Here is a 15,004-nt window from a genome sequence, read left to right as displayed (position 1 = left end):
ACAGGACCCGCCGTTCGCAGACGGGACCACGTGCGGGCCGTGGCCTCCCACGACCCGCGTGTCCGCCAACGAAGCCGCAGGAGACGGCGACCCCACGCTCCCGCGCATCTACCCTTTGTGCTCGAGCATTCGATCGAGGGCGACCCGGGCGGAGCACGCGATCTTTTCCGGAACGACGATCCGGTTCACGACGCACCCCTCGACCAGACTCTCGAGGACATAGCAGAGGGACCGCGGGTGGATCCGGTACATCGTGGCGCACTGGCAGGCGAACGGCGAGAGGGTCGAGACCTCGACCCCGCGCGGAGCCATCTCGGCCGCGAGCCGTCCGACGAGATGAAACTCGGTCCCGACCGCCCAACGCGTCCCCGGAGCGCTCTCGCGGACCGCGCGAAGGATCTGCTCGGTCGATCCCATCGCGTCCGCTTTCGCCACGACCTCGGCCGTGCACTCCGGATGCACGATCACGCGGATACCCGGAAAGCGCTCGCGCATCCGGTCGACGTGCTCGGGAAGAAAATGCATGTGCACGCTGCAGAATCCCTTCCAAAGCAGAACGCGCGCGCGGTCGAGAGCCCCTTCTTCGCATCCCCCGAGCGGCTTCGCCGGATCCCAGACCGTCAGCTCTTCGTCTCCGATCCCGAGCGTGTGCGCCGTGTTCCTTCCGAGATGCTCATCCGGGATGAAGAGAATCCGCTCTCCCCGCTCGAACGCCCACCGAAAGACCGAGTGCGCGTTCGATGAGGTGCAAACGATCCCGCCCTGGTCGCCGCAGAAGGCTTTGATCGCCGCGCTCGAGTTCATGTAGCAGACCGGAACCGTGCGCTTCCCGTTTCGCTCGGCGATCTCCTCCCAGCAATCGAGCACCTGGTCGATGTCCGCCATGTCGGCCATCGAGCATCCGGCGCCGAGATCGGGAAGGATCACCGCCTGCTCGTCGGACGTGAGGATGTCCGCGCTCTCGGCCATGAAGTGAACGCCGCAGAAGACGATGTACGGCTTCTCCTTCTCCGCGGCCGCGTCGCGGGCCAGCTTGAACGAATCGCCGGTGTAGTCCGCGAAGCGGATGATCTCGTCTCGCTGATAGTGATGGCCGAGGATGAGAACGCGCGAGGCGAGCTTCCCCTTCGCTCGCGCGATCCTCGCCTCAAGCTCCTCGAGGGAGGTCTTCCGCAGCGCTTCCCTTTGTCCGATCATCTTCCGCCCACCGGCAGTTCTTGGTTACACGGCGAACGACTGCCCGCAGCCGCACGTTCCCCGCGCGTTCGGGTTCACCTGTCCGGCGGCTCGATCGGTCAACGCCAGCATCTCTCATGTCCCCCGCGCTCGCTCCGCCCCCCATCGGGCGGACGCACTCGCCGCATCAGAAAATAATCAAGCGCCGCGGGGGGCGCACGCGACGCGCCGGTTCACTTCTCCCGCTCTTCTTCGTAGAGCGGAGACCAGCTCCGCAAGCGGCGAACCGCCTCGACGATCTTCTCCGCCGCAAAGTCGACCTCCTCCTCGGTCGTGAAGCGGCCGAGCCCGAACCGGACCGTCGAGAGCGCTCTCTCGACCCCGAGCCCGATCGCGAGAAGGACGTGCGACGGCCGGAAGCTCCCCGACGAGCACGCCGAGGCGGGGGTGATCGCGACATCCTCCAGATCCATGAGAAGCGCCTCCGCCTCGACGAACTCGAACGTGAGGCTGAGCGTGTTCGGAAGCGACCTCTCCGGATCTCCGTTCCGGCGAACCCGGTCGAGGCTCGAAATGATCTTCATGTAGAAACGATCGCGAAGGCCCGCGATCCGGCTCGCGTCCGTCTCCATCCGCTCCCTCGCGATCGCCGCCGCCCGCCCAAGCCCGACCGCGCCCGGGACGTTCAAAGTGCCCGAGCGCATCTTCCGCTCGTGCCCCCCGCCGTGGATTTGCGCCTCGAGACGGACGCGCGGCTCCCGCCTTCGCGCGTAGAGCGCCCCGATCCCTTTCGGGCCGTAGATCTTGTGCCCCGAGAGGGAGAGAAGATCGACGTGCATCGCGTCCACGTCGATCGGGATCTTGCCGAAAGCTTGCGCCGCGTCGGTGTGAAAGAGGACTCCTCTCTCGCGGGCGACCTTGCCGATCGCATCGAGCGGAGGGATCGTCCCGATCTCGTTGTTCGCGGCCATCACGGTGACGAGCACGGTGTTCTCCCGGATCGCGTCGCGAACCCTCTCCGGATCGATCCGCCCCGCCTCGTCGACCGGAAGGTAGGTCACCGCCGTGCCGCGCCCCTCGGCGTAGGCGAGCGGATCGAGAACCGACGCGTGCTCAGTGACGCACGCGACGACATGGCTCCCTGCATAGCCGTGATCCTCGAGCACTCCTTTGATCGCGAGGTTGTTCGCCTCGGTCGCGCCGCTCGTGAAGACGATCTCTTTCGCCCGCGCCCCGATGGCCCTCGCGATCTCCTCGCGGGCGCGATGGACCGCCTCCTCCGCCTCCCACCCGTAGCGGTGGCTTCGGCTCGCCGGGTTGCCGAAGCGCTCGGTGAAGAAGGGGAGCATCGCCTCGACCACCTGGGGGTCGCACGGGGTGGTCGCATGGTGATCGAGATAGACGGGAAGCCTCACGCTCTCCTCCGGGCCGACGCTACGAACTCGTTGACATGCCGTGAATTAAGCCTAGTGCGCACTCCGCGCGCTGTCAAGCCGGCGTCCGGCCGGCCGCCTCCGCCGAAGCCGATCGCCTCTTGGCGAGGATCGTCGGGAGGCTGAGAACGAGGATCGCGAGGATGACGAGAGCAGCGCCGAGGAGCTGGTGCGCGCTCGGCGGGCGCATCCCGAACAAAACCGCGAGCGTGAAGGACGCGAGAACGCCCGCGAGAACGCTCGAGGAGCGATTCACTGGAATGCAGAACGTGTTCTCCCTGCGATCGAGGAAGATCAGCGTCCCGAAGATGCCGGTTCCCTGCGAAAAGATCCCCGCGAGAACGATGTAGACGATCGCGATTCCTCCCGGAAGCCCGACGAAACCGACGCGCACCTGCTCCGCCATCTCCCCGCGGCCGAAGAGAGCGACAAGCGCAAGAAGGAGCATCAGGAAGGGGGTCGCCACCATTTGCTCCTCAACGAAATAGCGGATGTTCCTCGTCGTGTCCGCCGACTTCGCGATCCGGCTCATGAACTGGAAGCGGACGAAGTACGCGAGAAGGTACGCCGCGACGTCGATCGCGCAGAGGAGCGAGATCGCGTAGCCCCCCTTCTCGGCGAAAGCGACGAACAGCGCCGCGAGGCTGAGGAGCATGCCGGTCGCCGAGAACCACCGCACCTTGCGGCGGTTCAACGTGTCGACGATCGGACCGAGGATGAGGACGCCCCCCCGCATGAGGAGCATCACAAAGACGATCGAGACGCCGGTGAACGTGTAGGCGAGGTTGGTCGTCACGATCACCATCGCGGTGCACACGCCCGAGAGCGCGGTCCAGAGCGACGGGAAGGGGATGCGCGCGCCGAGAAGCTCCCGCCTCCCCGGATACTTCCACCATCCGATCCACGTGATGAAGACGAACATCGAGACGAGGGACGCGGCGACCTGTAACGGTTGAAGCGACAGGCCGTCCATCCGCCCCGCAAGACCCGGAAGGATCCCGTCCGAGGTCGCGCGCACGAGCGCGCTGTACGGCCAGTAGCAGGCGAAGTAGCCGAAAGCCATCCACCAGATCGAGATGCGCGGCATTCGGCTCTCTTCCATGTCACCTCCGCGATCGGCTCGGCTTCACGCAAGCGGGGGCGATTATAACCTGTTCCGCCGCTCAGATGTCAATGAAGCGATCGCGGTCTCGAGGATGGAGGGCGAAGGGGTCGCTCCGCTTCCCTTCTCCTCATCCTCTCTTGCGGGCGTCCAACGCCGCCGCGCCCCACAGGCAACGCGCCGCCTTGTTTCCCGAAACCAGCTCCATGCGCACTGTCCGCTCTTCCTTCCCGCCTCAGTCCGCGATCGCGACGACCTACTTCAGCGGCGTGATCGAAATCAGTTCGATCGTCCGGCCCCACATGCGAAACGTGACATCATCGGTGGGAATCCCCTCGAATCTCACGCGGAGGCTGTCCACCTGAAGCTCCTCGGGCAAACCACTCGGATCCCAGCGCCTGCCGTGATCGTCAACAATGCCGAAGAAGCCCCCCTCAAACGAGAGGAACACGATCGTTCCCGTGTCGGAGACAGCTTCCGTATCTTCTTGTTGTTGGGCGCACCCACCGATCCAGACAACGGCGATCAGTGTCGCCAGAAGTACCCGTACCATCGTAAGCCCTCTCCTTTCCTTCACGCGGCCCACCGGCCGTGCGACAACTCCTTCCCCGAAGCTCCCACCTCGATTTGCTGCGGGGTTTCCGGGGGCATGATACCGATCTCGGGACGATTCGCGGATTGTCCCGATCGCTGGCCGGGCGAAATCGGTAGGGTGTCCCCCGAATCCTCCCTGCCGGATGCCACGGATGCGCCTTCCCCGCCGGTCCTCGCTGTTCGGTGAATGTGTGATCCGCGCAAGAGGCGTGGCGATACTTCGTGTAACCTGTTTCGAGGCTGGCGGGTTCACCCAAACTCAATCTTCGGCGAGGGCGCATTCGCGCCAGATGCTGCAGATAAATGTCTGACGGCGGTGATCCGTCGACCCAACGATGCCGCTCAGCTGCGGGCGCGGCTTCGAGCACGTTCACCCTTCGAGCGACGCCGCGCCACGCCCGTCGGCTGGAGTGGCGTCTTGGGTCGCCAGCGGCTGACCAACGGATACTTCTCGGGTTGCTCGATCGACTGCACGGCAAGGTCGATGTCCAGGTCCGGCCAATACAGGTGTTGCGGATGCAACAGCACGACGTTCAGCAGTTTCCCGATCGGCACTTCGCGGAACCAGGGGAACTTCGTGAAGGGGAGGAACATCTCTCGGTCGCCCACGAGTAGCCAGAAGCCATGCTTCGAGATGTTTCCGATCTCAACCGCCGAAGTGCGCTTGCCACGCTGCGCGGATCTCATCCTCATGCTCCTGAACCAGCCGGAGCGCCGTCGCCGCTCGACGTGCGCTCAAGCCGTAGTTTGCCGCCAGGGAAACGGAAGGCTCGACCCAGAACTTCGCCTCTCCGCTCGCATGGTGGACGTGCACGTGCAGGCGGCGTTCTTCACGCGAGAAGAAGTAGAAGCGGTAGCCACGCCACCTGAACACCGTCGGGCTCATACTCTTATTCTACACCCTCCTGACCCGCCGTAAAGAAGGCCGAACGCCGCGGGGGGATTCGGGGGACACCGTACCTATTGCGCCAGACCCGCAATCGGAATGAGTCTCCAATCGTCCCGAAATCGATATCGCGTCCCCCGAATACCCGGCCCATCGTTATGAACCATATCGGATATGTACCGCACCCGGTTTCTTGGACACAAGAGTCGGGGTAATCACGCCGCGACCTCGGCCCCGCTCGATCGCCTCCTCCAACGAACGCCCCACCTCGCTGAGCCGCACCGACTGCGAAGCCTGGATCCCGTACAGCATCTCCTCCACTAACCGCCGCATCGGCAACGAAAACCGGGGAGAAAGTCTCCCCGAATAATCGTGGATCTGCTCTCGCAATTTCCGCGCAACTCCCCTAGTCTCAACCACTTCGTGGCCTCCTCTTGCTCGGGGGAACTGTTCGTTCCAAAGCTCTCACATCACCCTGGCAGCCGAGACCACTTTCACTTTTCAAGAACCCCCCTCCCCTTGGCATTGCAAGAGTTAGGTCGAATCAATCGTCAGTTTATGGGGAAAGTCCTGGATATCCGTGCGATGCGCGATGAGGGGAAGGTCGGGAACGCGGGATGAGCGCATGGGCTGCCGACAGGCACCCGGCACCTCTCTGGAATCGCCGGCGAGCTCGCCCTTTCGGGCACCCGTGTGTCCGTGAAGCGACGGGACGATCCGGATGCCGGAGGCGTCACCCTGCGACGCATTCTCCCGCTGGGGCCACAGCGAGCGCCGAAGGGACCCGAACTTCACTTGCGAAGTCAAGGAAATCGACCGCGAGCATGCGATCCGCAGAGGCCGTTCTTCTCGCTCAGAGCGTTTCCGGCGGCTTCTTCTTCGTCTTCTTGAGAAGCTCGCTGATCCTCTCCATCGTCTCCTTGACGACCTTCGGGTCTTGACCTTTGAGCTCCTCGAGAAGTTGGAAGAGCTGCATCGCCGCTGCGGCCTCGTCGTCGTCCGGCATCTTGAGCTCGCCGGTGTCGATCGCGCCCTGGATGACCGGATGGAAACGGTCGATGATCGAGGGGAGCCCCATCAACACGCGCATGAACTGCTTCTTCGTGAGCTTCGAGTCCTCCAGCGGGAACTCGATCACCGCGCGGATCTCGCCGTCGATCGGATCGTACTCGTACTGGATCATCTTCGTGCGCCAGGAGACGAACATGCAGGCCCTGAAGACCGCGAGCGCGTGCGGCCCTTCCTTGTACACATAAGCCTTCGGCGCGAGAACCTCGAGAAACTCCCCGTCCTCGTAGAGCTGCACCACCATCACGAGACGCTTTTCGCCCTCGGGGTTTTGGTAGTTCTCCATTCGAAAGCCGGTGACGAGGAAATCCTTCTCTTCTTCCGGCTTGTACTTGAGGTTCTCGCCGTCCAGGAAGGCCATGATCTCCTTGAGGGTCGTCGCCATCCGTCAGATCTCCTTCTCCGCTTTCCGTTCGAGCAGCGCCCCGAGCTCCGCGCTCCCCAGCGTTTCCTTCTTCCGAACCGCCTCCGCGAGGCGGAGAAGACGCTCCTTGTTCTCTTCGAGAAGACGCCGCGCCGCGTCCTCTTCCTCCTCGAGGATCTTCCGCGAGGCGGCGACCGCCTCGTCCAACGCGGCCGATTCGACCGGCATCCCCTCCGCCACCGAGAGGCCCTGCTTCAGCCCCGAGAGGCTGAGCGGTCCGAGACGATCGTCCATTCCCCACGCGACGACCATTCGGAGCGCGAGGGCGGAGGCGCGTTCGAGATCCTCCGAGCAGCCGCTCGTGAGACCGTCCTCGCCGAGAACCATCTTCTCCGCCGCGCGCCCCGCGAGGAGGACGCGGAGCATCCCGCGGAGCCGCTTCCGGCTCTGATCCACGTAGTGCCGCGCGGGAACGTGCTCGGTGAAGCCAAGCGCCCGCCCGCGCGGCAAGATCGAGATCTGGCTCACCGGCTCGTCGGGGAAGATCGCGTGCTGCGCGATCGCGTGCCCCGCCTCGTGCACCGCGGTGCTCCACTTCGAGGCGTCGTCGAGAAGCACGCGCTCGGACGAGAGCCCGAAGCGCACGGTCGTGATCGCCTCGTCGAGATGGCGCGGACCGATCCGCTTCGCCCCCTCTCGAAGAGCGAGAAAGGCCGCTTCCTTGCAAATCTGCATGATGTCGGCGCCGGAGAGCCCGGCCGTGCGCGCGGCGAGGGCCGCGACATCGACCCCGTCTTCCGCGGCGACCCGGCGAAGATGCACGCGGAAGATCTCCTCGCGCGCGGAGGCGTTCGGAATCGGAACCTCGACGGAAAGATCGAAGCGGCCCGAACGGACGAGCGCAGGATCGAGAATGTCCGCCCGGTTCGTCGCCGCCATGACGAAGACCGGCCGCCCGGTCTGCACGAAGCCGTCCATTTGCGCGAGAAGCTCGTTCAGCACGCCGACGCGCGCGGCGTTGTCGACCGACGTGCCGCTCCTCTCCCCGCCGATCGCGTCGATCTCGTCGATGAAAAGGATCGAGGGGGCGTAGCGGCGCGCCGCGGCGAAGAGGTTCCGGATCGTCGCCTCCGACTCGCCGACGTACTTCCGGAACACCGACGCGCCCGAGATCGCGAAGAAGGGGACCTCAGCCTCGCCCGCCGTCGCGCGCGCGAGCGAGGTCTTCCCTGTCCCGGGCGGACCGGTGAGGAGGATCCCCTTCGGAAGATCGACCCCGATGTCGATCACCGGCCGCGGATCGCCGAGCCATCGGACCACCTCGGCGAGCCGCTGCTTGGCGTTCTCCGCGCCGGCGATGTCGGAGAAGCGTTCGCGCGGAAGATCGACCCACCCGGGAAGATCGCGGTCTTCGGGGGCGATCGATGTCGCCTCGCGAATGCCGCCGACCTCGAAAACGACCCGCCCTTCCGCGTCGAGAGAGGGGGCGCGCTCCGCGTCGAACTCGATCACCTTGAGACGGTTCCTGTACTGCTCGACGAGCTTCTGCCGCTTGACCCCCGCGTCCACCTCGCGGAGCCGGCTGAAGAAGCCGTCGCGCGCGAGCATCTCCTCGACCGCGTCGCCGAGGAAGAGCTTCGGCAGGACGCCCGCGGCGCCCCCCTCGGCCGACACGCGCAGCAGTGCCTCGGCCGAGAGACCGCGCTTCTCCGGCGACTCGGAGAAGAGATAGACCGGCGTCGTCGGAGAGCGGGAGCGGATCCACCGAAGGAGGAGCATCCCCTTCTCGCTCGTCTTCTCCGTCGGGCCGGCGCCGATGTGAAGATCGAGAAGGACGAGATCGATGTCCCCTTTGCGAAGAAGAGCGTCCGCTTCCTCTCTCCCATCGGCCCGGCTCCAGTGAAAATCCGTCTCGTTCGAAAGATCCCACTCATCGTCGTCGATGAGAAGAACGCGGCTCTTCCTTTCCATCGCCTCGGTGATCCGCGCGGGGATGACGGCCGATCGACCGAGCGCGATTCGGATCGCGCGCACCTTGGGGAGGACCGGTTTCTCTCCCTCGAGAAGCTCGCCCCGGTGCTCGTGGAGAAGCTGCTTGACCGCCCCGTAGAGGTAGTTTCGGACGCCGGTGGTGAGGCGGCGCGCGTCCCCCCCGGCGCCGAAGCGGAGGACGAAGAGGACGAGGACGATCGGATCGTCGATCGCGAGCGGAAGGCCGATGCTCGCCTCGAGCTCGCCCGAGAACTTCCGCACGGTCATCCCCGCGATCCGCTCGAGGGCGAGGCCGTCGAGCCGGTTGAACAGCGCGACGTGCCCCTTCGCGAGGCGCGAGAGAAGCTCCGCGGAAAGCCCCGTTCGGCCTTCGTGCTCGCGGCCGACCTCCTCGCGGAGCGCTTGGAGAACCGCGTCCGCGAGATGCTCCGAATCGCGAAGAACGCCCGAGCGCTCCGGCGCGTCGTAGAGCGACCGCCCGAGGTTCGTCGTGAAGATCGTCACGTTGCAGGAGAAGTCGATCGTCTCGCGCACGTGGTTGTCGTAGAGCCCTCCCGAGTCGAGCACCTGGAGGAAGAGATCCTGGGTGTTCGGGTGCGCCTTCTCGACTTCGTCGACGAGGATGAACCCCTCCGGGTGGGCGCGCGCGAACCCGGTGAGAAGCCCCTCGGTCGCCCCCTTGTACGAGGTGCTGAAGCCGACGAGCTGCTCGTGCGCCTGATGCCCCGCGTACGCGGTCATGTCGAGACGGAGAAGCTCGGCCGCCTCCCCCTCGCGAAGATGGTGAGCGAGGATCTCCGCCATGTAGGTCTTGCCGACGCCGGGCGGACCGACGAAGGTGAGGATCATCCGCGGGCCTCGTCCGGTCACCGGATCGCGCGCGCCCGCCTTCTCGAAGAGCCGCGTCGAGAAGTAAGCATCGCACACCATCTCGATCGCGCGGTTCTGCCCCGCGAGCCGCTCGGAGAGGGCCCGCCGGAGGATGTGCGTGTCGTCGAGGAAGCCGAGGAGCGCGCGCACGCGCTCTGCGGGCGCCGCGCCGGCGGAGCCTTCCGCCGACTCGAGGAGCGCGCGCACCCACTCCTCCTCCGCGCGAAGCGAATCGAGGATGCTCCGGAGAACCGCCTCCGCCGGAAGAGCGCCGTGCCGGCCCCACACCTCGTCCCGAATCCGCTTCATGCGCGGCGAGAGGCCGAACGGCTCGGCGACCGGCTCGTTCACGGCCGCGAGGCGGCTCCGAACGGCCGGATCGAGCGTCTCCTCGAGCGGCACGGACGTCGGAAGCAGGGATTTGAGGAGGTCGCGGCCGCCCGCGCTCTTGAAGGCGCCGAGGAGAACGTGGGACGCGTCGAGCTCCTTCGCTCCCTCGGCGAGCGCGATCCCCTTCGCCCATCGCAGGATGTCGGCGAAGAGCGGATCGATGGGCGCCTGCGAAGGCAAGAGATCACCCCCGGCCCGGGTGCTTCGATCGGATGAAAAGGAACCGTTCGGGTAGTGTAGACCCTTCCCGCTCCGGCGCGCAACCGCGAAGACCAGGCCGCGAGCGCCCGGATCAGAGCTTCAAGAGAACCTTCGGGTGCGAGGAGATCTTCTTCTCGAAGGAATCGGGATCAAAGGACGCGATCGGAACGACCGTCTCCTCGCCGCCCGCGAGGATCACGTCGTGGATCTTCTCTTGAATCCCGTTCGTCGTCGACTCGAGGAGACCCTTGGTGATGTACCAGGTCTCGAAGATCCTCCGGCCGATCACCGAATGGAGCGTGATCCCGTTCAGAATGATCCGGTCGAAGTCTTGAATCTGAAACGATCCGCCCTTGATGCCGAAAAGGACGACGTCCCCGCCGCGGCGGACCGATTGGATCGCGTTGTTCACCGAGTTTTCGGGACCGGCCATCTCGAGCGCGACATCCGGCCCCTCGGGAGGGAACGCCGCTTTCAGCGCGGAGACGATCTCCGGATCGGCGCGCCAAGGATCTCTCCCCCAAGCGCTTTCGAGCGAAAGAGGGATCACGTCGTCCGCGCCGAGCGCGCGCGCCCTCTCGCGGTGATCCGGGTCCGGCTCGATCGCCACGACACGCGAGGCGCCCATCGCCCGCGCGATCAAGATCGCGAAGAGCCCGATCGTCCCGCATCCGAAGACGGCCACGCTCCGCCCGCGAAGATCGACCTTCGTGCAGACGTGGACGGCGTTCCCGAACGGCTCCTGGAGCGCCCCGACCTTCATGCGAATCTTGGAGGTGTCGGTCGGCCACAGCGGGTGCGCGGGAAGCTTGATGTATTCAGCAAAACATCCGTCCCGCGAGATCCCGATGATGATGTCGTCGGAGCAGATGTGCGTCTCGCCGGTCCTGCAGTGGAAGCACTTTCGACAAATGATGTGCGACTCGGTCGAGACGATCTCCTTCGGACGGTAGCCGTAGCGCCGGGCCGCGAGGCTCCCGACCTCGACGATCTCGCCGATCATCTCGTGCCCGATCACGCGGCGCACTTTCTTTTCGTTCTTCAAGGAATCGAAGATCATCCCCTTGAAGGCGCGGCGGAACCAGATCCCCCGATCCGATCCGCAGAAGCCCGCGTAAATCACCTTCACGATCACGTGTTCGGCATCGAGGGGATCGGCGGCTTCGTCCAGCCTCGGCTTCTCGACCTCCGCGAGGCGAAGGCCGCGGGTTTCGTCCCAGGGATCCCGCTCCTTGTCGTAGACCAGGGCGAGCATCGAGTCGTGGCTCATCGAACTCTCCATCCGGGGCGGGGCCGAGTCCCGCTCCCTCAACCCCGAGGATCGGGGAAGGGGAAGCGGGGCGATGGGGCCGGGCCGCATCGGATGGTAGAGCGAGAGGCTCCCGAGGTCAAGACGCCGCCGGGGACACGGCGTCCTCAACCATCCACAAGGCCACGACAGAGGCGGTTGTTGATGGAGCTGGGAGCTACTGCCTGCTCTCCAGGGAACTGTGGAAGGCCGTCGGAGCCTTGGATTTCTCTCGATCCTCTTCCACAGGATCGCGAGGCGGGGGTAGAGAGCCGGAAGGGATCCGGGCCTAACGCAGGGAGGGAGGGGGCTCGTCCGTCCACTCCGCCACTCGCTCCTCGAAGTCCCTCGGCCACCAGAGAATGCCGTGCCCGGTCACGACCGCGCTTCGACGCTCGGTGTCGGTCAGTTTGTAGAAGCAAGAGCCCCGAGGCTCGATCGGAACCCGATAGAGATGATGCGCGCCGACCGCCTCGACCCGGGCACACTCCTCGTAGGGTCCCTCTCGATCGGACGACACGGAGAGCGTGTAGAAGTACACGTCCTCCTCGCGGACCGCTTCCCACTCGACGAAGACCTGTCCTCCTTCCTCGGCGAAGCGAGAGAAACCAAGATGCGCGGCGACATTGTCCACCCACTCGTTCTTCCGGCGCGCGGACTAGCCTTGGTTGAGGTAGTAATCGACATCCACATCCCAAGCCTTCATGACGCGGTGCACATGTGCTCTGCCGTCCGCCTCGATGATCGAAACCGTTCCGGGAGAGCCGACATGGAACACGAAGACGGCATGGACCCCGCACTTGACGAGGAAATCCCCATACCCCACCCGCAAGGGATCGATCGGGGTGCTGCGCTCCATCAAGGTACATGTTCCGACGCACCCGATCCGCGTCACCGCCCCGACAAGCCCGCTGCAGTCGACGCCGGTCGCCCACGTCGGAACGCCGTTCCGAGAGCACCCCCCGTCTCTCTCACAGTGACAACGCGTGCTCCCCGCCGACTGCCCCGCATCGATGGCGGCTTGAATCTCGCTCGGCTCGTCGCACAGATTGAAGGCGTAGGGAACGCCCCGCTCCGTGAACGCCTGCACATCGCCGTACCTCGCGTAGTAGTAGGGAGCATGGGCCGAGCACGTATCGCCCCCTCCGACATTGCAGTTCGGATGAGACGTGTTCCATGCCCGCGCGGTCGTTCCTTCGGGGGCGCTGTTCCAGTAATCGTTCGCATAGTGGAGCGCGAGCGTGACGGCATCCTGCTGCGTCCACTGGGCTGGGGAAAGAGGTGGAAAAGAAACGGCAGCTAGGGCGAGACACGCCCGGACTGTCCATCGCATGATCATCCCATCCGACTCGGCAACTATCGCGTCGCTGCCTTCCATATCACTACCTCTTCTTCCGTGAGCTGAATGAAATAGGCCGATCCCTCCGGACCGAACCGCGTTCGAGGCTTGTCGTACGCTACATCACTGCGAACCCTGACTCGAGGGATCGTCTTCACCAGCATTCCCGCTGGGTCGTACACCTTGAACCACGAAAGGATCTCATTCCCCCGATACTCGACGGCCACCGTGTAGACATTGCCTTGGGCATCCACTTCTTCCAGGGATTCCTGGTCCCCAAGCTCCCGAAGCGTCTGGCCGTCTCGATCGATGATCTCCGCCCGGACGCGTTCCCTGTTGAAGGCCACGTTCGGAAGGCCCCCCGACCTCACGCGCCCCGGCCTTCTCCTTGCTTCCTGCTCCTCCGGATCGAGAAACTCCCAGCCCCCCTCGGCCCTCGCCGAACGCCCCCCGATCGGGAGCGTGAACCATTCGTTCCCGGCGACGAGAAGATAGAGAGAATCGCCCACCACGTACGGCGACACGACGTTGTGGGCGTAACCCTTCATCCCCCATGTCGTCACCTCGTAGAGATCCATCTTCCTTCGGAGGGAGATGTCGACGACCGATCCATCCGGACGGAGATGCTTCAAGGACGGCCCGATGGCGCTGTCCTCTCGAAAGAGAAACACATCCTCCCCCGACGCCACGATCTTCATCACCCAGTACTCGCGCACCGGAACCGGGATCGTGCGAAGATATCGCCCCTCCGAGGAGATCCTCTTGATGTCGTTCTTCTCCCCGTCATAGAGAAGGATGTCCCCGGTTACATCGTCCACCGTGTAATCTCGGACGCCAAAGAGCTGGGTTTCGTGAAGAGCGACCTTGTACTCGTCGATCCCATCGCCCACCTTGCCTTCATAGAAGAGCTCCCACTCGTCCTCGCCTCCAGCCTCCGCGAGCGAGAAGAGAAGACACAGGCCGATCCCGAACCCGATTCGGGCCTTCCTTCGGTTCATGGCCGAACCTCCCTGTTCCTCAAGCCGTGATCCCGCGCAATCGTCTTTTCAACGAATCAACGTCACTTCTCGCGTCGCGCTCTCCGATCCGGCACGGAGCTTCGCGAAATAGAGACCCGCCGGTGCGCGCCGGCCTCTCCCGTCCCGCCCGTCCCACTCGATCCGGTGCTCCCCTGCTTCCTGCTCGCCGGAAAGCAAGACCCGAACGAGCCGCCCGCGGATATCGTAGACGTGCAGCGTGACCGCTTGTCGCTCTCCGAGCGCATACGGAAATACCGTGGCCGAGCCGAAGGGAGACGGGCGCGGAGAACCGAGTCGGAAGTGCGTTCTCCCCTCGTTGTGCGCAACCCCGACGTGAGGGTCCCAGTTCATGCCGGGAAGCCGAAGGATCGGGTTCCCGACGAGGATCATCATGTCGCAGAAGATGGGCATGTTCGGATCGTCCGCGTGCTCGGCGATCAGCTCGGTCCTCACGTGGTTGTGGAGATCTCCGATCGTCGGAAAGCGCTCCGGGTGCATTTGCGCCGCCAACCACTTCTCCCCGTACCAGTAGTAGTAATACTGCCAGAAACCCCTCGTGGGACCGATATGGGCCGAGAAGCCTCTCCGGTCAAGCGGGAGCAGCTTTTCCACAGTCGAGTGCCGGCGATTATCGTTGTCCATGTCGATTCCGTTCGTCCCGCAAGACAGACCAAGCACGACCGGAGGTACCCATACGGTCTCCAGCACGAACTCGAAGTTGGCACAGTCCCTCGACAGCCACTCTCCCCAAAGACGCGGGGAGGACGAAACCGACATCATCAGGCCGAAGGATGCGTCCTGGTTCATCTCTCGAACCAGCCCGCGGGTCGGAGCGCAACTGCTGCTCTCCGCATAATCGGGTTCCATGCGGAGATGAGCGACGTTGTGGAAAGCGGAAGGGCGGACAGGGAAGAGCAGGCGCAAGCAGCTCATCAGATCTTCGACCCTCTGCCCCGCGAGCGAGTCCGGCGAGCCGGGAGGATCGAGTCTCCGGGTATTTCCGCACGCCGTCCACGCGTCCACCCACGCGTTCTTATGGCAACCGAGTCCCTCGTAGAAGATGAGCTGCTTTCTCCATAGGTTCTGAACATCCAGCGGGGTTCGGACCGGGTTCACGCCGACCCGATTCGCGTAAGTTCTCGGACCTCCGGGAACGGTCCCTGCCGACTCGTACTCGTACACGTGGGCTACATTGTCCGTCCACGAGCCGAACGTTGATTCCGGATCCGCGGTATAGCAGAGAGGTAGGGTGTTGTTCTCGACCGTCGCTCCGTTCGGCTCG

Annotated in this window: 13 protein-coding genes; all 13 read right to left on the bottom strand. The window is 64.6% G+C overall.

What is annotated here, in order from left to right; translation table 11 throughout:
* Window positions 1-108: 108 nt before the first annotated feature.
* Complete coding sequence (gene nadA, locus FJY73_00065) at window positions 109-1,197, bottom strand: quinolinate synthase NadA (GenBank protein MBM3319055.1); 1,089 nt, start codon at window positions 1,195-1,197, stop codon at window positions 109-111.
* A 212-nt stretch (window positions 1,198-1,409) separates the two neighbouring features.
* Entirely contained in the window at window positions 1,410-2,591 is a 1,182-nt protein-coding gene (locus tag FJY73_00060) for an aminotransferase class V-fold PLP-dependent enzyme (protein ID MBM3319054.1), read from the bottom strand.
* A gap of 73 nt (window positions 2,592-2,664) precedes the next feature.
* Window positions 2,665-3,711 (bottom strand): hypothetical protein, encoded by a 1,047-nt coding sequence (locus tag FJY73_00055; protein MBM3319053.1) that lies wholly within the window; start codon window positions 3,709-3,711, stop codon window positions 2,665-2,667.
* 256 nt (window positions 3,712-3,967) lie between these two features.
* A complete protein-coding gene (locus FJY73_00050) occupies window positions 3,968-4,264 on the bottom strand; it encodes a hypothetical protein (GenBank protein MBM3319052.1) in 297 nt (98 codons plus the stop codon).
* A 383-nt stretch (window positions 4,265-4,647) separates the two neighbouring features.
* Window positions 4,648-4,992, bottom strand: a complete 345-nt coding sequence (locus FJY73_00045; protein ID MBM3319051.1) for a DUF2442 domain-containing protein — start codon at window positions 4,990-4,992, stop codon at window positions 4,648-4,650.
* Window positions 4,952-5,191, bottom strand: coding sequence for a DUF4160 domain-containing protein (locus tag FJY73_00040; GenBank protein MBM3319050.1), 240 nt, complete (start codon window positions 5,189-5,191; stop codon window positions 4,952-4,954). The genes FJY73_00045 and FJY73_00040 overlap by 41 nt, the downstream gene beginning before the upstream one ends.
* Before the next feature lie 853 nt (window positions 5,192-6,044).
* Window positions 6,045-6,644: a hypothetical protein gene (locus FJY73_00035; protein MBM3319049.1), complete on the bottom strand. Its 600-nt coding sequence runs from the start codon at window positions 6,642-6,644 to the stop codon at window positions 6,045-6,047.
* A gap of 3 nt (window positions 6,645-6,647) precedes the next feature.
* Window positions 6,648-10,055, bottom strand: a complete 3,408-nt coding sequence (locus FJY73_00030) for an AAA family ATPase (GenBank protein MBM3319048.1) — start codon at window positions 10,053-10,055, stop codon at window positions 6,648-6,650.
* Between the two features lie 112 nt (window positions 10,056-10,167).
* On the bottom strand, window positions 10,168-11,346 hold the full coding sequence (locus tag FJY73_00025; protein ID MBM3319047.1) for a zinc-binding dehydrogenase: 1,179 nt from the start codon (window positions 11,344-11,346) through the stop codon (window positions 10,168-10,170).
* Window positions 11,347-11,653: 307 nt separating this feature from the next.
* Window positions 11,654-11,998 (bottom strand): hypothetical protein, encoded by a 345-nt coding sequence (locus FJY73_00020; protein ID MBM3319046.1) that lies wholly within the window; start codon window positions 11,996-11,998, stop codon window positions 11,654-11,656.
* A gap of 24 nt (window positions 11,999-12,022) precedes the next feature.
* Entirely contained in the window at window positions 12,023-12,697 is a 675-nt protein-coding gene (locus FJY73_00015) for a hypothetical protein (protein MBM3319045.1), read from the bottom strand.
* 23 nt (window positions 12,698-12,720) lie between these two features.
* The gene (locus tag FJY73_00010) at window positions 12,721-13,701 is read right to left on the bottom strand and encodes a hypothetical protein (protein ID MBM3319044.1); all 981 of its coding nucleotides are present in this window, start codon (window positions 13,699-13,701) and stop codon (window positions 12,721-12,723) included.
* 48 nt (window positions 13,702-13,749) lie between these two features.
* Window positions 13,750-15,004 (bottom strand): hypothetical protein (locus FJY73_00005; protein MBM3319043.1); only part of this gene is annotated, 1,255 nt, incomplete at its 5' end.

The sequence above is a fragment of the Candidatus Eisenbacteria bacterium genome, from assembly GCA_016867715.1.
Lineage (GTDB): Bacteria > Orphanbacterota > Orphanbacteria > Orphanbacterales > Orphanbacteraceae > VGIW01.
This window is presented reverse-complemented; position numbering and strand designations above follow the sequence as displayed.